Genomic DNA, 18,597 nt, shown 5'->3' with positions numbered 1-18,597 from the left:
CTAGTAAATCAGGTGAGCGACAGCAGGCGGGTCGCCGACTGCGCGTTGTCGTCGGCGTTCTTGATCGCCTTGACCTGGAGTTCGTACTGGCGCGAGAGCTCGATCATCTGCACCAGCGTCTGCGACGGGTTGACGTTGCTCGACTCGAGCACGCCGGATTTGATGCCCACCGCCGGATCGCTCGGCGCGGTGGCGCCGCCGGCCAGGTGCATCAGGCCGTCGCTGCCCAGCGCGAGCTGGTTCGCCGGCGGGTTGACGAGTTTCAGGCGGCCGACCGAGGCGATCGTTTCCGGGCCCTGGCCCGTCGGTACCACCGACACGGTGCCGTCGTTGCCGATGCTCACCTGCGTGGCCGGCGGCAGGCTGATCGGGCCGCCGTCGCCGAGCACCAGGTTGCCGCGCGAATCGGTCAGCAGGCCGTCGGCGGTGAGCTGCAGGTTGCCGGCGCGGGTGTAGGCTTCGCTGCCGTCGGCGGCCTGCACCGCGAGCCATCCGTCGCCCTGTACCGCAACGTCGAGCTCACGGCCGGTCTGGATCTCGGCGCCGCCGCGAAGGTCCACGCCCTCGCCCTGCGCCACGCCGTTGATCCGCGTGGGCATGCCCGGGCCCTGCACCGGCAGCGCCTGGAAGGCCGACATCTGCGCCTTGAAGCCGACCGTGTCGGCGTTGGCCAGGTTGTGCGCCACTTCCGTCTGCGCCCGCATCATCTGCGTGGCGCCGGTCATGGCGACGTAAAGCGAACGATCCATTGCTTAGGCCTCGGACGTCAGCGTCAGTTGCGGATGTTGATGATGGTCTGGGTCAGCTTGTCGTCGGTGGAGATCACCTGCGCGTTCGCCTGGTAGTTGCGTTGCGCCTTGATCATGTTCACCAGCTGGGCCGTGAGGTCGGCGGTGTTGGACGCCTCCAGCGCACCGGACTGCACCGCGCCGAAGGTGCCCTGCCCGGCCACGCCCATGGTCGCGGTGCCCGAGTCGAACGAGGCCGCCCAGCCGGTGTTGTCCAGCTGGCGCAGGCCATTGAGGTTGTTGAAGTTGGCCAGGGCCAGCTGGCCGAGCGAGATGGCCTGGCCGTTGGAATACTTGGCCTGCACCACGCCTTCGCTGGACACGTCGATGCCCGAAAGCGTGCCGCTCGGGTAGCCGTCCTGGTTGATCGAGCTCAGCGCGTAGGCATTGCCGAACTGGGTGGCCTTGTTGACGTCGATCGACAGCGTCATCGGGGCGGCGCCGGGGCTGACCGACAGCGCGGGGTAGTTGAGCTTGCCGCCGGCCGGCGTCGCGAGCGCGCCGCTGCTGGTGAAGGAGAGCGCCTGCGGCGCGCCGGCGGATACGCCGTCGACGTACAGGTAGGCATTCCAGCTGTTCGGCGCCGCGCCCTTGACGTAGTACACGGTGCCGTTGTGGGTGGCGCCGAGCGAATCGTAGGCGGTGAACGGTGTGGCCTGGTTGTAGCTGAGCGCATCGGTCGGGCTGAACGGCGCGGTGGTCGGCACCGTCGCGTCGGACGGCAGATTGAGCGACATCTCCACGTTGCTGGTGGCCTTGGCCGCGCTCTGCGCCGTCGTCATCTGAAGGTCGACCAGCGTGCTGGTGTCGAAGCCATTGCCGGCCGGCGGGAACACCTGCAGGTGCTGGCCGCTGGCGTTGACCACGTAGCCGTTGTTGTCCTGCTGGAAGGCGCCGGCGCGGGTGTAGGAGTAACCCTTGCCGTCGCGCATGGTGAAGAAGCCATCGCCGCTGATGGCGAAGTCCAGGCTGTTGCCGGTGTTCTCCACGTTGCCGGCGGCGAATTGCTGCGCCACGTCGGCGAGCCGCACGCCGCTGCCGATGGACGTCGCCGAGAGGTTGCGGCCGGCCGAGTTGTACAACTCGGCGAACTCGGCGCGCGAGCCCTTGAAGCCGGTGGTGCCGGTGTTGGCGATGTTGTTGGCGGTGACTTCCAGGTCCTTGGAAGCCGCGTTCAGGCCGCTCAGCGCGATATTGAAAGCCATCGTTGTTTCCCCTGTACGGGTGTGATGTCCGTGAATGGATGTGTCAGTTGACGCGCGCGACCTGGCTCAGCAGCACGCCGCCGAAACCGTCCACGTCCAGGTAGGCGCCGTCGGCGCCGGTCATGCCCACGCCGGCGACCTTGCCGGTGACATAGGTGGCCACCGCGGTATTGCCGGTCTGCGCGGCCAGTCCGTAGGTGCCCGGGGGCAGCGGCTGGCCGTCGTTCCCGGTGCCGTCCCAGTGGAAGTCGGCAAGGCCCGCGGTCTGCGTGCCCAGGTCGATCGTGCGCACCACGTCGCCGGCGTTGTCCACGATCTGCACCAGCGTGCGGCCGCCGCCATCGGGCACGTTCACCGCGCCATCGAGACTGCCGCCCTGCAGGCGCCCGACCGCCGAAGGCACGGTCACGTTGCGCCCTACCATGCTGGAGGCCTGCAGCAACTGGTTGCCCTGCATCGACTGCGACAGCGCGTCGAAGGAGGTCTGCAGGTTCTGCGTGGCCGAGACCTGGTTGATCTGTGCCAGCTGGCTCACCATCTGCGAGGAATCCATCGGCTGGGTCGGATCCTGGTTGCGCATCTGCTGGATCAAGAGGCTCAGGAAGTCGGCCTGGCTTAGGGTCTTGGTCTGGCCAAGTGCCCCGGCGGCACCGGCGGCATTGCTGGAATTGATCGCGAGGTCGCTCATGGCCGTTCCTTATTTCCCGAGGTCCAGCGTCTTCTGCATCAGCTGGCGCGCGGTGTTCATCACCTCGACGTTGTTCTGGTACGAACGCGAGGCGGAAATCATGTTGACCAGCTCGTCCACCGGGTTGACGTTGCTCTGGTAGACGTAGCCGTCGGCATCGGCCAGCGGGTTGCCCGGCTCGTAGCGGCTGGTGATGGCATTCGGACTCTCGGTGACGCCGAGCACCTTGACGCCCTCGCTGCCGGCTTCGGCCGGCTGGCCGTCCAGGCCGTTGCGGATCGCGGCGAACAGCGGCTCCTTGGCGCGGTAGGCGGCATCGGGCGTACTCGCCACGCTGTCGGCGTTGGCCAGGTTGCTGGCCACGGTGTTGAGCCGGGTGGACTGCGCCGCCATGCCGGAGCCGGCGACGTTGAAGATGTTGAACAGCGACATCAGCCCTGGCCTCCGGTGATGGCGGTCCGCAGCATGCGGATCTGCGCGGTGATGAAGGCCATGCTTGCCTGGTAGTGGACGCTGTTGGCGGCGAAGGCGGCCTGCTCCTGCTGTGCGTCGACGGTGTTGCCGTCCATGCTCGGCTGGGTCGGCACGCGGTAGGACAGCGTGTCGCGCGCCTGCGCCACCGGATCGATCTGGCCCTGGGTCGGCGCGGCCAGCGGCAGGCTGCCGTCGTTATTGCCGCCGGCGGCGGCCAGTGCCTTGCGGAAGTCGACGTCGCGGGCGAGGTAGCCGGGCGTGTCGGCGTTGGCCAGGTTGCTGGCCAGCACCTCGGTACGGCGCTGCCACAGCGCGAGCGCGCCGGTGTGCATGCCGAACAGGTTGTCGATGGGTTGGCTCATCGCTTGCCTCCGCGCGGTCGATTCGTCCGCACGGGGCTTGAGGCAAGTTGTGTGCCATGGGGGCGCAAAGCCTTGCCGTGGCTGGCTTTACGCGGGGCGGCGGGATGTCGCCTCCGCCGCGGAGTCGGTTTTCCGACGGCCCTTCAGGGCGGGCTTTTGCGCGCCATCAGGCCGCCGGAAGCGCAGGCCTGACGGACCCTACGCGAGGTCTTCCTCGGGCAGCAGGTCGATCACCGCCTGGGCCAGCAGGTCCGGCTGGAACTTGGCGATGAAGCGGTCGGCGTTGACCTCGCGCACCATCGCCTCGTTGAACAGGCCGCTCAGCGAGCTGTGCAGTACGACCTTGAGCCGCCGCAATGTGGGTGTCTCGCGGATCGCGCGGGTCAGCGCATAACCGTCCAGCCGCGGCATCTCGATGTCCGATACCACCAGGTTGACGCCCTCCCCCGGCGGTGCCGCGGCCAGCTCGTTCAGCCGATCGAGCGCCTCGCGGCCGTCCTGGGCCACCACGCACTCGATGTTCATCTGCTGGAAGATGCTGATCAGGCGGCGGCGCGCGACCACCGAATCGTCCGCCACCAGCACGCGGCGCGGGCGCAGCGTGTGGGCGCCGGCAGCGCGCTGCATCTGGGTGGACAGCTCGCCCGGCGCGCCGTCGATGCTCGCCAGCACGTGTTCCACGTCCACTACCGCCACCAGCGCGCCGTTGATCCGGGTCACCGCGTTGACGCGCGGGCCGAAGCCCAGCGCGGGACTGGGCGCGACCAGCGACTCGCCCTCGCAATGGACCATGTTCTTCAGATCGGATACCAGGAAGCCCTGCACCGTGCGGCTGAACTCGGTGACCATCAGGTGCGCGGACGGCTCGTCGACCAGCGCCGGATAACCCAGCGCGGCGGCCAGGTCGATGACCGGGATGGTCTGCCCGCGGTAGTCGCAGCTACCGGCGATCAGCGCGTGTGCGCCCGGCATGCGTTCCAGTGGCGGGCGGCGCAGAACCTCGCGCACCTTGAACACGTTGATGCCGAACAGCTGCGCATCGCCCAGCCGGAACAGCAGCATCGCCACCCGGTTGTGCCCGGCCAGGCGGGTCTGGCGTTCGACGTTTTCCAGCAGCGCGCCGGCCATGCGTGTCTCCAGCAAAGTAAGGACTAGCCCCTGCGTATCGGCGGCCTGGCCCGGCTCTTGAGGTTCGGCCCGCAACCGCCCGGCTGCGCCATGTTTTTCCGGATGACGCGCACAAGCGCCGGTGGCACATGCATTGCTTGTTCAAGTTTCGACGCATCCAGACGATGTCCTGAACATTCATCCGCAGGAACCGCAATCCACATGAGCCTGATCCGTAGCCAGTCCCTGGCCGCGCTGGTCCAAGCGGCCGCCGCTGGCGACGAGGCCCGCCTCGAACAGTTGTCGAACCAGCATCCGGCGGTCGCCCGCGCGCTGGCCCCGCTGCTGGCCCGTCTCGACGCCGGCCAGCCGTCCGCGCTGGCGCTGCAGACCCTGGAGCAGCAGGGACTGGTGCTGGCCGCCGCGCAGGTCCTGGGGCGCGAGCAGTCCGCGCTGGACAAGGCCACCCAGGAAAGCCGCGATGGCGTCGGCCGCTTGACGGACGCCAGCGCCGGAATCTCGACGGCCCTGCAGCAGGTCGCCAACGGCTTGGCGCAGGTCGAGCAGGCCCGCCAGACCGGCAGCGCCGGCGTGAGCGAGCTGGATGGCCAGTTGCGCCTCCTGCGCAGCGCGCTGTCGGCGATGAACCGCAACCAGGCGCGCCTGGCCGAGCAGGTCGGGCAGATCCGCAAGCTCACCGGCGCGGTGCAGGAGATCGCCCACCAGACCAATCTGGTCGCGCTGAACGCTGCCATCGAGGCCGCCCGCGCGGGCGAAGCTGGCCGCGGTTTCGCGGTGGTCGCCGACGAGGTCAAGCAACTGGCCGAAAAGACCACCCAGGCCACCACCGAGATCGAGACGGTCACCGGCTCCATCGGGGATTTCTCCCGCCAGTTGGACGTGGACGTGCAGCAGGGCATGCAGCGCCTGGAGCACGCACAGTCCGGCGTCAGCCAGGCCAACAGCGCCATGGGCAGGAGCGCCGAGGCGCTTTCCAGCGCCAGCGAGAAGGTCGCGCAGCTTCGGCAGGGCCAGGACGTGCAGCAGGCCCGCGCCGCCGCGGCGCAGGCGGCGCTCGGCGCGTTGCAGAGGCGCAGTACCGAGGCGCGCCGGCAGAGCGAGGCGCTCAGCCGCGCCGCGTTGCTGGCCCATCGCCTGGCGCTCGGCTGGCTGGAACAGGAAGCCGGTAACGACCCCGCCAGCCTGAGCCTCGCGGTGCGCGAATCGGCGCAGGGTCTGCGCCAGGCAACCGAGCTGGCGCTGCTCGAACCGGGCGCGCTGGACCGGCGCTGGTTCGACACCGATGCGCTGGAGCGCACCGTGCGCCGGCTCGCCGCGCAACATCCGGACCAGCCGGCCGCCAGCGCGCTCAGCGAGGCGGGCGCGCGGCTGTCCGAGCATGGCAACGCCTTCGTCGGCCTGCTCTGCAATGGACAGATCGAACAGGCCCAGCAGCTGAGCCAGCAGCTGGAGTCCGAACGCGAGGCGGTAGTCACCCACCTCGCCGCGTTGCTGGCTACCGCCTGATGACCCTGGCGCGCCGCTGCCTGCTGCTCGCGCTGCTCGGGACGGCCCTGCCGGCCCTTGCCGCGCCGCTGTCGGAAGCGGATCTGCGCGCCCAGGCCGAACGCTTCGTCGCACAGCAGTACGCCGCGCCCGGTAGCCGGGTCGAGGTGAAGTCCGAAGCGCTGGATCCGCGCCTGCACGTCGCCGACTGTGCCGTGCCACTGGCCGCCAGCCTCCCCGGCGGACTGCGCATGACGCCCAGGCTGAGCGTCGTGATGCGCTGCCCGGTCGCGGATGGCTGGACCCTGCGCGTGCCGGTGACGCTGAAAGTCTGGCGCCAGGTACTGGTGGCCAATCGCCCGCTGATCCGTGGCGACGGCATCGTGGCGACCGACGTGCACGCCGAGGAGCGCGACGTCACCCGCCTGCCCTACGGTTATGTCGCCAGCCTCGACCAGGTCGCCGAGCGCAGCCTGTCGCGCCCGGTCGCCTCCGGCAACGTGCTTACCCCCGGGGCGCTGGGCGGACGGCAGACCGTGCGCGCGGGCGATCACGTGCAATTGCTCGCCGAACTGGACGGGATCGCGGTGCGCGCCGAGGGCGTGGCCCTGGGCAGCGGCGACTCGGGCGCCCGCCTGCGGGTGCGCAACGGCAGCTCCGGCCGCGTCGTGGACGCCATCGTGCGCGGCCCCGGCGTGGTCGTGGCGTTACCTTAGAACGGTCGCCGAAAATCCATGTTCCCCAAGACACTAAAGTTTTCTCCAGCCCGGCCGATTCCCCAAGGGACAGGGCCTAACCGACTCGAGAAGGACCGATGAACACGACCATTTCCAACAACGGCTTGCCGCTCCTGCCCCAGGCACCGGGCAACCAGGCCAACGGCACGGCGGCCGGCAACGGCAATGCCGCGACCGACGCCCCCGCCACCGTGTCGGGCAAGGACGACAGCGTCCGCCTGACCGACTCGGCGCGCGCGCTGCAGGACGCCGCCAAGGTGGACGGCCAGGCCGCGATCGATACCAAGCGGGTGGAGAAGATCCGCCAGGCGATCGCCGATGGCAGCTACCAGGTCAATCCGGCCGCCATCGCCGACAAGATGATCGCGCTCGACGCGCAGATCGCCGGACCGGCGAAGCCGTAACCGAACGCCATGGGCAAGCTGCTGCACCACGAGCTCGAGGCCGCGCTGGACGCGGTGGTGGAGGACCTGCATCGGGCCGCCACCGAGCTTTCCGCCTCGCTGGTCGCCGAACGCGACGCGCTCGTCGCCGCCGACGCGGCCGCGCTGGACCGCGCCGGCGCACGCAAGCAGGCGCTGATGCAGCGGCTGGAAGAGCTCGATGCCGAACGCGTGCAGATGCTCAAGCTCGAGCCGAGCGCAGCCGCCCGGGTCGAACCGCGCTGGCGCGACGTACTCGAGGTGATCCGCGGGTGCCAGGAAATGAACCAGCGCAACGGCAGCCTGGTCAGCCAGCGGCTGGCGCAGGTGCGCGAGGCGCTGGCCGTGCTGAGCGGCCAGGGCGGCGACGTGCGCAGTGTGTACGGACCCGGTGGCGAAGTGCGCACGGCCTTGCGCTCGCACCACCTGGGCTCGGTCTGACCGAAAGAGAGAGCCTTACGGACACCGCGCCGCAAGGCCGGTGGCGATCCACCCCAGGCGGGATAGCCCGCGAGCAGATCAAGACATGAGCGATACCGCCACCGCTTCCGCCCAGTCCCGCCTTGCCGGCAACCGCGACATCCCGCTGCCGGTGGTACGGGTGCCGATGCTGGACCAGAAACGCGAGCTGTTCGCCTACGAAGTCATGTTCCACCGCCACGCCGGCGACGAGCAGACGCTGATGCAGCGCGTGCTCTCGACCCTGGCCGATGGCGCGCTCACCCGCCTGGTGCGCGGCAACCGCACTTTCCTCACCCTCTCGCGCGAACTGCTGCTGGACCAGACCGACGTCCTGCTGCACCAGCCGCGCTTCGGCGTGGTGCTGCAGCCGGCGATGGCCGATGACGCCGAGCTGATGGACCGGCTCAACAAGATGGCCCAGCGCGGCTGCCTGTTGATGTTGGACGCCGGCGCCATCGATCTTCACGGATCGGTCGCCTTCGAGTCGCTTCTTCAGATCGTGCAGTTCGTGCGGCTGGACGCCCGGGCACTGACGCCCGAGCAGCTGCGCGAGCGCGCCCAGTACCTGCACGAACGCGGCATCTGGGTGATCGCCGGCCACGTCGACGACCACGCCACCTACCACCGCTGCCTGGAGCTGCCGCTGCAGGCGATCCAGGGCCGTTACCTGCTGATCCCCGACCAGGTGGAAGTGCCGGTGCTTTCGGCCAACCGCCTGTCGATGCTGCGCCTGATGCGCGAGTTGCAGGAAAACAGCCCCGGTCCGGTGGAACTGGGCGACATCATCCGCAACGACGCGATCCTTTCGTACAAGCTGCTGAGCTGCGTGAACTCGGCCTATTTCGGCCTTCCCAAGCAGCTGAAGTCCGTGCAGCAGGCGGCGATCTTCTTCGGCGTCACCCGCATGCGCAACTGGATCTACACCATGTCGCTCGGCGGCATGGACGACCGTCCGCCGGAACTGCTGCGCACCGCGCTGATCCGCGCGCACATGTGCGAACAGCTGGCCTCGCACATGCCCCGTCCGCAGAAGGAAATGGCCTTCACCGTCGGCCTGTTCTCGCTGCTGGACACGCTGATGTGCGCGCCGATGGAGTTCGTGCTGGAGCAACTGCCGCTGGTGCCGGAGATCCGCGAGGCGCTGATCGGCAACCGCGGCCCGTTTGGTCCGCTGCTGGAGCAGATCCACGCCTGGGAAGCCGGCCACCTGAGCGTCCAGGCCCAGCCCGCGCAGATCCAGCGCATGGCCGGCATCTACCTGGAAGCCACCCAGTGGGCGGACCAGGTCTATGCCTTCGCCGAGCCCAAGGCGCCAGCCGCCGCGGCGTAACGGGACTTCGACTTCCGTTTACGCTGGATCCGCGCGCGTAAATCCCGTCCGCACCGAACAGGGGCGTGCGGCGCCCGAGTCGAAGGCGTCCCCGGGACGACTCGTTCAAACCCCTCTCCCGCCGGGAGAGGGTGCCAACAGGTGAGCCTTGGGGCGCAGCGGCTGACCAAACGTCAGCCGCAACAGGAAATACCGCCCGGAATCAGACCCTGGCCATCCGCCGGTGGAGCACGACCACCACCAGCACGCCAGCTGCCGTCACGGCGAGCCAGCTCAGCACGGGCGACCACTCCCCGCCGAGCCAGGAAGCACAGGACACCGCGCCGATCGCCGTCACGCCCACCGCCAGCGCCAGCGCCACGTCGCCGATGTGCCGTCTACGCTCCCACAGCAGCAGGAAGGCGCCCAGCGCGGCAAGCAGGATCGCGCCAGCACGGCGGGCGAGGGTGAATTCCGGTGGATCGGGCACATCGGGCAGCACGTCGCTGAGCGAACGCTCGCCCACCTGCACCTGGAAACCCTGGTCGTCCGCCTGGCTGGCGCGCACCAGCCGGTCGCCATCCACGCGGGCGAAGATCGTCACCGGCTGCACCGGCACCGCCTGCCAGCTCACCCGCACGTCGCCCAGCCGCGGCGAACCGGGATCGACGCTGGTGGTGAGGTAATCGTGGTACAGGCTGAAGCTGGCGGCCAGGTTCGCCGGCAGGCGCGAGGGATCCGGGGCCACCACCTGCGTGCCCGGCAGCGCGCGCAGCAGCAACGGCCCCAGCGTGAAGCCGCCCACCTGCACCTTCCCCGCCATGAATCGCTGGCTGCGCAGCGGCATCGTCCCGGGGTTGGCGTGTCCCCGTGGTTGCTCGAACTTGCCGGTGTCCTGCAATTCGTCCGACCAGTCCAGCTCGTAATGCACGTCGCTGCCCACGTGCACCTCCCGCCACTGGAACATCTCCACGCGGCGGGACAGCAGCGGCGTGGGTACGGTGAGGTTGAAGTCCGCGTCGTGCGGCGCCTCGATCACTTCGGGTGTGCCCGAGACCAGCACCATGCTGCCGTGTTGCCCCGGCTGCGGCCCGCGCGAGCCCGCCTGGACCACGTCGCCACCGTGGCGCACGGCGGCCAGATGATGGACCAGCAGGCCGCGCTCGGTGACCGCCGCCAGCCCCAGGCCGGCGATGAGCAGCACCGCGCCGCCGCCGCGCAGCAGCAAGGCCCGCGTGCCGACGCGCAGTGGCCGCCTCACCCCACCGCCCCGGCAGGTTCGCCGTGCAGGCTCGCCTTTTCCGCGGTCGTGCCGAAGCGGCCGCGGTCGTCGCGGGTCACCTGGGCCAGCGCGCAGGCGTGGTCGTGGGTGAAGAACAGCCGCACGCCCCGGGCGAGCTTGTCTTCGAGGAACGCGCGCTTCTCATCGATCAGGGTTTCCGGCGCGCGGTCGTAGCCCATGGTGATTGGCAGGTGCACCCACGGGCGACCGGGGATCAGGTCGGCGCAGAACACCACGCCACCGACTTCGGCCAGCATCAGCCCCGGGGTATGGCCGTCGGAGAAATGGAAGCGCACCGACTTGCCCAGCGCCTTCGAATACGGCCCTTCGACCAGTTCCAGCCGACCGCTGGCCTCCAGCAGCCCGGCCAGTTCCGGAATGAACGAGGCGCGGTCGCGCGGGTGCGGCGACTGCGCGCGGCGCCAGTGTTCGGCACCGACCAGGAAGGTGGCGTTGGGGAACAGCAGGCGCGGCGGCTGGCCCTCGGTCCATGGCGCCAGCAGGCCGCCGGCGTGGTCGAAGTGCAGGTGCGAGAGTACGACCGCGTCGATGTCCTCGTGGGAAAGACCAGCCTGGGCCAGCGACTCCAGCAGCACGTGGCGGTCCTCGACCACGCCGTAGCGCTCGCGCAGCTTTGGCTCGAAGAAGGCGCCGATGCCGGTTTCGAACAGCACGTTGCGGCCGTCCAGGTCTTTCACCAGCAGGCAGCGGCAGGCCAGCGGGATACGGTTTTCCGCGTCCGGCTCGATCCAGCGCGCCCACATGGCCCGCGGCGCGTTGCCGAACATCGCGCCGCCGTCGAGTTTCTGGGTGTTGCCCTCAAGGGACCACAGCTGCATGACACGTCGCCCCTGTCAAAGAATGGCCCGATTTTACGCAGGGGGACCGGGGCTGTCTCCCCGCACTGCGCCGCGACTCTGGGACACGCGGCCGGCGCGCGCAACGGTGCGACGGGGGTCGCCCTTGGCCGCGCCGCCGGCGCAGGCTCCTACTGCACCTTGCCCAGGCCCGAAGGCCGCCGCGGATCGCTGGCCGCCTGCAGCGTATTGCTGCGATGGTCCCAGGTCACCACGTTCATGAAGCCCCAGGGATCGCGCGGGTGCAGGGTGTAGCCCATGCACTCGAGCTCGCGCGCGGTGGCCGGGTCGAACACGCCCTGCTCCACGTCCACGCGGTCGGGCATGAACTGATGGTGGAAGCGCTTCTGCGCCACGATGGCGCCCGCGTCCTTGCCGTCGATGAAGGCGAGGATGCCTTCGAGCACCTGGGTGATGATGGTGGAACCGCCGGGCGAGCCGATGACGGCGGTGCGGTCGGGCCCGATGACCAGGCTGGGCGACATCGAGGAGAGCATTCGCTTGCCGCCGACCGGCGCATTGGCCGCGCTGCCGAGCAGGCCGTACACATTGGGCTTGCCGGGCACCAGCGCGAAGTCGTCCATCTCGTCGTTGAGCAGGATGCCGGTGCCGGCGGCGACGAAGGTGGAACCGAGCGTGTAGTTCACCGTCGAGGTGACGGCGATCATGTTGCCGTCCTTGTCGATGATCGAGAAATGCGTGGTGTGCGGGCCCGGATCGGATGCGCCGGTGTGCGGCAGCATCGAGGAAGGCGTGGCGCGATCGGGCAGGATGCTCTGGCGCAGGCCGTCGGCGTAGTACGGCGACAGCAGCATGTCCAGCGGCATCTTCACGAAGTCCGGGTCGCCGAGGTAATCGTTGTGGTCGCGGAAGGCACGACGCATCGCCTCCACCACGTAATGCACGCGATGGGCGCGGTCGAGCTTGTCCATGTCCACGCCGCGCAGGATGTTGAGGATCTCGGCGATCGCCACGCCCCCGGAAGACGGCGGCGGCGCGGTGACGATGCGGTAGCCGCGATAGTCGACGCTGATCGGCGCGCGTTCCTTGACGCGGTAGCCAGCCAGGTCCGCCTCGGACCAGTTGCCGCCGGCCGCGCGCACGGCGGCCACCAGCTTCTTCGCCACCTCACCCTGGTAGAAACCGTCACGGCCCTGCCGGGCGAGGATCTCGAGGGTGCGCGCCTGGTCGGGGTCGCGCCAGATCACGCCCTCCGCCGGGGTCTTGCCGTCGACGAGATACTTGGCGGCCGAGGCTGGCCAGCGCTTGAGGTCGTCGGCGCGCTCGGCGATGGCGTTGCGCAGGCGGCTGTCGGGTTGGAAGCCGTCGCGCGCGGTGCGGATCGCCGGGGCCAGCGAGGCTGACAGCGGCAGTTTGCCGTAGTGCGCGGACAACCAGGCCAGGCCCGCCGGTTCACCGGGGATGCCCGCCGAGAGCGGGCCGGTCAGCGCGGCGTCGCGGTTGGGCGAGCCATCCGCATTGACGTAATCCTTCGGATCGACCGCCGCCGGCGCGACCTCGCGCGCATCGATGAACACCTCGCGCCCATCCGAGGCCCGCCGCAGCACGGCCATGAAACCGCCGCCCAGCCCCGAGCTCTCCGGCTCGACGACCGACAGCGTGGAAGCCACCGCCACGGCCGCGTCGAACGCGTTGCCACCCTTGGCGAGCACGTCCAGCCCGGCGTTGGTGGCCAGGAAGTTGGCGCTGGCGATGGCGGCGTGGCCAGGTTTCTGCGCCAGCGCGGGGGCGGAACTGGCAGGCGTCGCCCGGGCGGGCGGGTCCGTTGCGAAGGCGGCGGTACTGGTCAGCAGCAGGCTCAGCAAAAGGACTCGCCAACGCGGGGACAAACTCATGCCGTGGTCTCCTTGGCCATCAACTGGCGGTATTTCAGTTCGAGCTGCTCGCGCGTCTCGCCCAGGTCGGCATCGATGATGATGCACTCGACAGGGCAGACGACCATGCATTGCGGCTCGTCGTGATGGCCCACGCACTCGGTGCACAGGGCCGGATCGATGATGTAGTAGTCCTCGCCCATCGAGATTGCCTTGTTGGGGCACGCGGGCTCGCAGACGTCGCAGTTGACGCAGGTGTCGAGGATCTTCAGGGACATGGCGTCAATGGTAGCGCGGAGCGACCATCCTTACCCGGGCGATACGTTCCCGCGGCAAGCGCGGGTGGACTCCAGCCCACCCACGGGAGCCCGCAAACGAAAACGCCCGCGATGCCTTCCGGCATCGCGGGCGCATCGAGCGCGTTCGCGCGAGCTGCTTACATGGCGACGAAGCGCACCGTCGCACCGGTCGCCTGCAGCGCGGTCGTCACACGGTCCTTGTCCGCCTGGTCGCCGATGAACAGCACGATCACGTCCTTGAAGGTACCGGGCTTGGCGCCTGCGAAGGCGGCGATGATGAAATCGGCGGTCTTGGCCGAGTTCGGGCCGGCGAAGGCCAGCAGGTTGCCCGGCAGCACGCCGCGGGCGATGACGTCCTGCACGTTCGTCAGCTGGCGGTCGTACTTGGCCTTGGCGTCCTCGTCGTCACCGGCCGGCACCAGGTAGGCGTACGGACGCTCGGCGGTCATGCCCTGCATGTTGTTCTGCACGATCTGGCCCAGGTAGGCGTTCCACGCCTGGGCATCGTTCGGGTTGGTCGGCTTGGGAGCGGCAGCCTGCTGGGTGTTCTGCTGGCTCTCGTCCTGGTTGTTGCAGGCGGACAGGGCCAGGGTGCCGGCGAGGACGAGGGTTGCGGCGATCAGGAACTTACGCATGGGTGTCTCCCTGTGAGTGGATTCGAAGATGTCCTGATCCATTCTACGCAGGGTGCGTCAAATGGAGCGGGACATCCTTACTTGCGCCAGCGCTGCCGCATGGCCTGTTGGACCGCCGGATGCACGAAACTGGAGATGTCGCCACCAAGGCGACCGATCTCGCGCACCAGCGAGGAGGAAATGAAGCTGTACTGCTCCGCGGGCGTGAGGAACAGCGTCTCCGCCTGCGGGATCAGATGGCGATTCATGCTCGCCAGCTGGAACTCGTATTCGAAGTCGGACACCGCGCGCAGGCCGCGGATGATCACCCCCGCGCCCACCTCGCCGACGAAATCGGCCAGCAGGCAGTTGAACCCGCGCACCTCCACGTTCGGGAGGTCGGCCAGCGCCAGTCGCGCCAGCGTGATGCGCTCGTCCAGGCTGAAGCCCGGGCCTTTGCCGGAACTCTCCGCCACCGCCACCACCACGCGCTCGAACAGCGGCGCGGCGCGCGACACCAGGTCGGCATGGCCGTTGGTGATCGGGTCGAAGGTGCCCGGATACACGGCCAGGCGCTTGTTCACCGGAACTTTGTTCACGTGGGGGCTGCGGCGCAAAGGTGGCGATTAGCTTAACGGAAGCTCCGCGCAGCGGCGATAGAGCGCATGGCGCACTTCGCCCGCCCGGCCCTCGCGGTGCAGTGCCCAGTTGGACGGCAGCGAAGTTACCTGATCGCGTGGGGACTCGACGTAGATCCAGGCCTGCGCGGTCAACCAGCCCCCCGTCTCCAGCCGCTGCGCGAGCAGCGTCCACAGGTCCGCGGCGAACGGCGGGTCCAGGAACACCAGTCCGAACGCAACGGGCGCGCCCTCCAGGAAAGCCGCCGCATCGGCAACGGTCACCGTGCCCTCCGTCTTCAGCCGCGCCAGGTTCTCGCGCAGGGCCTTGGCCGCGCGGGCGTCGCGTTCGACGAAGCGCACCGAAGCGGCTCCGCGCGAGAGCGCCTCGATCCCGAGCGCCCCGGTGCCGGCGCACAGGTCCAACGCCTGCACGCCTCCGATGACCGGCGCCAGCCAGTTGAACAGCGTCTCGCGCACGCGCTCCGGCGTCGGCCGCAGCCCGGGCAGCTCGGGCACATCCAGGCGCGAATTGCGCAAGCGGCCACCGATGATGCGGATGCGGCCCGTCACGCCCGCATTCCCCTGCATGAGCGCACCCTGTGCGCGCGCGCCGTCCTACACGCGGCGAAAATCGTTCCCGCGCAGCGAAAACGCAGGTGCGGGTGGCCCTCAGCGGCCAGTCTGGTAGCGGGTGATAGCATCCGCGCATTGTCTTGGAAACGCCGCCGCAATGCTCAAATTCTGGAAGAAGAAACCCACCGAAACGACTTCGGAGCAACCGGCCGAGCAAGGCCAGACGCCACCGGCCGACGAGCACACCACCGACGCCGCCGCCATGGACAACGCCAGCCCGGTGCTGGACGAAGCCCGCGCCGAACTCGCCCCCGCCGAGCCGGCGATCGTCGACGAACCGCCGCCCCCAGCGACCGCTCCGGAGCCCGCTCCGACCAAGCGCGGTTGGCGCGAGCGCCTTTCCGGCAGCGGCTTCGCCAAGGGCTTGAGCTCGCTGTTCGTACGCCACCCCAAGCTCGACGACGACCTGCTCGACGACCTCGAAACCCTGCTGATCACTGCCGACGTCGGCGTGGAAGCCAGCACCACGCTGGTCGAGGGCCTTCGCAAGCGCATGCACAAGCGCGAGTTCGCCGATGCCGACGCACTGCTGGCGGCGCTGCGCGAGGCATTGGTGGCGATGCTGGTGCCGGTGGAGCAACCGCTCGAGATCGCCGGTCGCAAGCCGTTCGTGGTGCTGACCGTGGGCATCAACGGCGTGGGCAAGACCACGACGATCGGCAAGCTCGCACGCCGCTGGCGCGATGAAGGTCGCCAGGTGCTGCTCGCCGCGGGCGACACCTTCCGAGCTGCCGCCGTGGCGCAGCTGAAGACCTGGGGCGAACGCAACAACGTCCCGGTGATCGCGCAGGGCCAGGACGCCGATTCGGCCAGCGTGATCTTCGATGCGCTGCAGGCGGCCCGCTCGCGCAGCGCCGACGTGCTGATCGCCGACACCGCCGGCCGCCTGCACACCCAGGGCGGGCTGATGGACGAGTTGTCCAAGATCGCCCGCGTACTCAAGAAGATCGACCCCGACGCACCGCACGAGGTGCTGATGGTGATCGACGGCACCACCGGCCAGAACGCGATCAGCCAGCTGCGCCAGTTCCAGCAGATCGTGGGCGTGACCGGCCTAGTGGTGACAAAACTGGACGGCACCGCCAAGGGTGGCGTGATGTTCGCGCTGGCACGCGAGTTCGGCCTGCCGATCCGCTTCGTCGGCCTGGGCGAGAGCGCCACGGACCTGCGCCAGTTCGACGCGCGCGCCTTCGTCGACGGCCTGCTGCCGGCCACGCTGGCCCGAGCCTGAGCGGCTATGACGCGGCGCCTGCGCATCGCGCTGCTCAGCCTCGCCGGCATCCTCGTTGCCGGCCTGGTCGCGTCGCTGGTGACTGTCTACCTGCTGCTGCAGCCGGAGCGCTTCACCGCCATGCTGCAGGAACAGGCGCACCAGGCCGGGCTGGAACTGAGCCTGGCCAACCCGGCCAGTCCCACCCTGTTCCCGCGGCCGGCGCTTGAGCTGGAAGGGCTCACGCTCACCGCGCAGGGCGCCAGCATGCCGATCCTGCTGGCCGCCAACGGTCGGCTCGCGTTGCCCTGGAGCACGCTGTTCGGCGGACCGACGGTGATCTCGCGGCTGGAGATCGACGCGCCGCGCGTGGACCTGGATGCACTGCAGGCCTGGCTGTCCAGTCTGCCTTCCGGCGGCGCCGGCGCGCCCAACATCCCGCGCATCGACACCGGCGTGCGTATCGCGCGCGGCACGATCGTCAGCGGCAACCAGCTGCTGCTGCGCGACTTCTCGCTCGATGCCGGCCACCTGCTTTCCGGCCAGCCGTTCCCGCTGGTGATCTCGGCCAAGGATGCCGGCGGCACGCCGATGCAGTTACGCCTGACCGCCACGCCACGCATCCAGGGCAACGCGCTGCAGCTCAACGACATCGATCTGGACTTCACACGTGGCGTCACGCTGGCGATGGATCTGACTGGCGAGGCGCACTGGCACGGCGCCGCCGATGCCGCGGCCACGCTCGCCGGATCCCTCGACCAGGCCGACGCCGGCCGCTACGACATCTCGCTGCAGCTGACCCCGGCTAACCAGAGTGACCCGCTGCTGCTGGCGCTCAAGCTCGACGGCCCCGGCAACCATCTCGACCTGCGTTTGCCGCCACTGGGCGTGGCGCGCTGGTGGTCGCATATCGGCGACGAGGAAGGTCCGCGGCTCGGCGTGCCACCCGGCAGTGGCCGCGTGGATGCGGCCACGCTGGACGTGGCCGGCGTACACGTCGAAGGCCTGCAACTGGAACTCACGCCCGCCGCGGCATCGAGCGCCGGCACGCCCGCGGCATCGGCCAGCAGCGACGCCCGATGAGTTCCACCCTCGCCGCCGACCTGCTGCCCTGGTTCGACCGCCACGGCCGCCACGACCTGCCTTGGCAGGCGGCCACGGACGGACGCCGTGACGCCTACCGCGTATGGCTGTCCGAAGTGATGCTGCAGCAGACCCAGGTCGCCACCGTCATCCCCTATTTCCTGCGCTTCACCGACGCGCTGCCCACCCTGCCCGACCTCGCCGCCGCGGACGAAGACCGCGTCCTCGCCTTGTGGTCCGGCCTGGGCTACTACCGCCGCGCACGATTCCTGCATCGCGCCGCGCAGCTGTGCGTGGAACGCCACGACGGCGAACTGCCGCGCGACTTCGACGCGCTCGCCGCGTTGCCGGGCATCGGCCGCTCCACCGCCGGCGCGATCCTCGCCCAGGCGCACGGCCTGCGCTTCCCGATCCTGGACGGCAACGTCAAGCGCGTGCTCACCCGCTACCACGGCATAGAAGGCCATCCCGGCCAGAGTGCCGTCGAGAAGCAGTTGTGGGAACGCGCCAAGGCGCACACGCCGCACGAGCGCGTCGCCGACTACACGCAGGCCATCATGGACTTGGGCGCGACCGTCTGCGCCCGCTCGCGCCCGCTCTGCCTGGCCTGCCCGCTGACCGAAACCTGCGTCGCCCGTCGCGACGGCCGCACTGCGCAACTGCCTACAGCCAAACCCGGCAGGACGCTGCCCACGCGCGCCACGACGATGCTGGTACTGCGCGATGCGCAAGGTTGCGTGCTGCTCGAACGGCGCGGCCCGACCGGCGTGTGGTCGGGCCTGTGGAGCCTGCCCGAGGCCGCCGACCACGACGCGGCCTGGCGCCTGGCGCAGACCCACGCGCAACTGGACGACGCGCAGCCGCTCACGCCCTTCGTCCACGTCTTCAGCCACTACCGCCTCAACATCGAGCCGCTGCTGTTCGACGGCGCGACAGCCCACCCCGCCATCGCCGATAATGCGGGACTGCGCTGGTACGCCCGCGACGCATGGCCAGACCTTGGCCTGCCCGCCCCGGTGCGCACCTTGCTGGAATCGCTGGCGCACGAACCACAACGCTCGTAGTGAGCCGCACCACCGAAAATCGTTCGTCCTGGGCAAGGCC

21 protein-coding genes are annotated in these 18,597 nt (G+C 69.4%); 8 read left to right on the top strand and 13 right to left on the bottom strand.

What is annotated here, in order from left to right; genetic code table 11:
* Positions 1–8: 8 nt before the first annotated feature.
* From flgF to ACFWZ4_RS14750, 6 genes are all read right to left on the bottom strand, one after another.
* Positions 9–749, bottom strand: coding sequence for a flagellar basal-body rod protein FlgF (gene flgF, locus ACFWZ4_RS14775; RefSeq protein ID WP_439705433.1), 741 nt, complete (start codon positions 747–749; stop codon positions 9–11).
* 23 nt (positions 750–772) lie between these two features.
* Positions 773–1,993 carry a flagellar hook protein FlgE gene (gene flgE, locus ACFWZ4_RS14770; protein WP_439705432.1) on the bottom strand — a complete coding sequence of 407 codons (1,221 nt, stop codon included), beginning with the start codon at positions 1,991–1,993 and terminating at the stop codon, positions 773–775.
* Positions 1,994–2,036: 43 nt separating this feature from the next.
* Entirely contained in the window at positions 2,037–2,681 is a 645-nt protein-coding gene (locus ACFWZ4_RS14765; RefSeq protein ID WP_439705431.1) for a flagellar hook assembly protein FlgD, read from the bottom strand.
* 9 nt (positions 2,682–2,690) lie between these two features.
* Positions 2,691–3,113: a flagellar basal body rod protein FlgC gene (gene flgC, locus ACFWZ4_RS14760; protein WP_439705430.1), complete on the bottom strand. Its 423-nt coding sequence runs from the start codon at positions 3,111–3,113 to the stop codon at positions 2,691–2,693.
* Positions 3,113–3,517: a flagellar basal body rod protein FlgB gene (gene flgB / locus ACFWZ4_RS14755; protein ID WP_439705429.1), complete on the bottom strand. Its 405-nt coding sequence runs from the start codon at positions 3,515–3,517 to the stop codon at positions 3,113–3,115. Before flgB ends, flgC begins: the two co-directional genes overlap by 1 nt.
* Before the next feature lie 198 nt (positions 3,518–3,715).
* Positions 3,716–4,645, bottom strand: a complete 930-nt coding sequence (locus tag ACFWZ4_RS14750; RefSeq protein ID WP_439705428.1) for a chemotaxis protein — start codon at positions 4,643–4,645, stop codon at positions 3,716–3,718.
* Positions 4,646–4,846: 201 nt separating this feature from the next.
* Here ACFWZ4_RS14750 and ACFWZ4_RS14745 point away from each other — a divergent pair, with 201 nt between their 5' ends.
* The 5 genes from ACFWZ4_RS14745 to ACFWZ4_RS14725 all read left to right on the top strand — a co-directional run bounded on the left by ACFWZ4_RS14745 (position 4,847) and on the right by ACFWZ4_RS14725 (position 9,081).
* Positions 4,847–6,151, top strand: a complete 1,305-nt coding sequence (locus tag ACFWZ4_RS14745; RefSeq protein WP_439705427.1) for a methyl-accepting chemotaxis protein — start codon at positions 4,847–4,849, stop codon at positions 6,149–6,151.
* A complete protein-coding gene (gene flgA / locus ACFWZ4_RS14740) occupies positions 6,151–6,846 on the top strand; it encodes a flagellar basal body P-ring formation chaperone FlgA (protein ID WP_439705426.1) in 696 nt (231 codons plus the stop codon). Before ACFWZ4_RS14745 ends, flgA begins: the two co-directional genes overlap by 1 nt.
* A 98-nt stretch (positions 6,847–6,944) precedes the next feature.
* Positions 6,945–7,271, top strand: coding sequence for a flagellar biosynthesis anti-sigma factor FlgM (gene flgM, locus ACFWZ4_RS14735; protein WP_439705425.1), 327 nt, complete (start codon positions 6,945–6,947; stop codon positions 7,269–7,271).
* A 9-nt stretch (positions 7,272–7,280) separates the two neighbouring features.
* Positions 7,281–7,730, top strand: a complete 450-nt coding sequence (flgN, locus tag ACFWZ4_RS14730; RefSeq protein ID WP_439705424.1) for a flagellar export chaperone FlgN — start codon at positions 7,281–7,283, stop codon at positions 7,728–7,730.
* Between the two features lie 85 nt (positions 7,731–7,815).
* A complete protein-coding gene (locus tag ACFWZ4_RS14725) occupies positions 7,816–9,081 on the top strand; it encodes an EAL and HDOD domain-containing protein (RefSeq protein ID WP_439705423.1) in 1,266 nt (421 codons plus the stop codon).
* 202 nt (positions 9,082–9,283) lie between these two features.
* On the opposite strand, the gene ACFWZ4_RS14720 is transcribed toward ACFWZ4_RS14725, so the two are convergent.
* The 7 genes from ACFWZ4_RS14720 to rsmD form a co-directional block, all read right to left on the bottom strand.
* Entirely contained in the window at positions 9,284–10,321 is a 1,038-nt protein-coding gene (locus tag ACFWZ4_RS14720) for a TMEM43 family protein (protein WP_439705422.1), read from the bottom strand.
* The gene (locus ACFWZ4_RS14715; protein ID WP_439705421.1) at positions 10,318–11,181 is read right to left on the bottom strand and encodes an MBL fold metallo-hydrolase; all 864 of its coding nucleotides are present in this window, start codon (positions 11,179–11,181) and stop codon (positions 10,318–10,320) included. The genes ACFWZ4_RS14720 and ACFWZ4_RS14715 overlap by 4 nt, the downstream gene beginning before the upstream one ends.
* A 149-nt stretch (positions 11,182–11,330) precedes the next feature.
* Entirely contained in the window at positions 11,331–13,055 is a 1,725-nt protein-coding gene (gene ggt, locus ACFWZ4_RS14710) for a gamma-glutamyltransferase (RefSeq protein WP_439705420.1), read from the bottom strand.
* A complete protein-coding gene (locus ACFWZ4_RS14705; RefSeq protein ID WP_231323957.1) occupies positions 13,052–13,312 on the bottom strand; it encodes a YfhL family 4Fe-4S dicluster ferredoxin in 261 nt (86 codons plus the stop codon). Before ACFWZ4_RS14705 ends, ggt begins: the two co-directional genes overlap by 4 nt.
* A gap of 158 nt (positions 13,313–13,470) precedes the next feature.
* Positions 13,471–13,968, bottom strand: a complete 498-nt coding sequence (locus ACFWZ4_RS14700; protein ID WP_231323955.1) for a hypothetical protein — start codon at positions 13,966–13,968, stop codon at positions 13,471–13,473.
* Positions 13,969–14,045: 77 nt separating this feature from the next.
* On the bottom strand, positions 14,046–14,546 hold the full coding sequence (gene coaD / locus ACFWZ4_RS14695) for a pantetheine-phosphate adenylyltransferase (RefSeq protein ID WP_439705419.1): 501 nt from the start codon (positions 14,544–14,546) through the stop codon (positions 14,046–14,048).
* A gap of 27 nt (positions 14,547–14,573) precedes the next feature.
* Positions 14,574–15,155, bottom strand: coding sequence for a 16S rRNA (guanine(966)-N(2))-methyltransferase RsmD (gene rsmD, locus ACFWZ4_RS14690; RefSeq protein WP_439705418.1), 582 nt, complete (start codon positions 15,153–15,155; stop codon positions 14,574–14,576).
* Between the two features lie 142 nt (positions 15,156–15,297).
* On the opposite strand from rsmD, the gene ftsY reads away from it, so the two are divergent.
* From ftsY to mutY, 3 genes are read left to right on the top strand one after another with little or no spacing between them, the layout of a single operon-like run.
* Positions 15,298–16,431: a signal recognition particle-docking protein FtsY gene (ftsY, locus tag ACFWZ4_RS14685; protein ID WP_439705417.1), complete on the top strand. Its 1,134-nt coding sequence runs from the start codon at positions 15,298–15,300 to the stop codon at positions 16,429–16,431.
* Positions 16,432–16,437: 6 nt separating this feature from the next.
* Positions 16,438–17,493, top strand: a complete 1,056-nt coding sequence (locus ACFWZ4_RS14680; protein WP_439705416.1) for an AsmA family protein — start codon at positions 16,438–16,440, stop codon at positions 17,491–17,493.
* Complete coding sequence (mutY, locus tag ACFWZ4_RS14675) at positions 17,490–18,557, top strand: A/G-specific adenine glycosylase (RefSeq protein ID WP_439705415.1); 1,068 nt, start codon at positions 17,490–17,492, stop codon at positions 18,555–18,557. The genes ACFWZ4_RS14680 and mutY overlap by 4 nt, the downstream gene beginning before the upstream one ends.
* Positions 18,558–18,597 lie beyond the last annotated feature (40 nt).

Origin of the sequence: Frateuria sp. GZRe12, assembly GCF_051900535.1 — a bacterium.
Lineage (GTDB): Bacteria > Pseudomonadota > Gammaproteobacteria > Xanthomonadales > Rhodanobacteraceae > Frateuria_A.
Note: the sequence above shows the minus strand (reverse complement) of the source record. Positions and strands in the feature narration are given on the sequence as shown.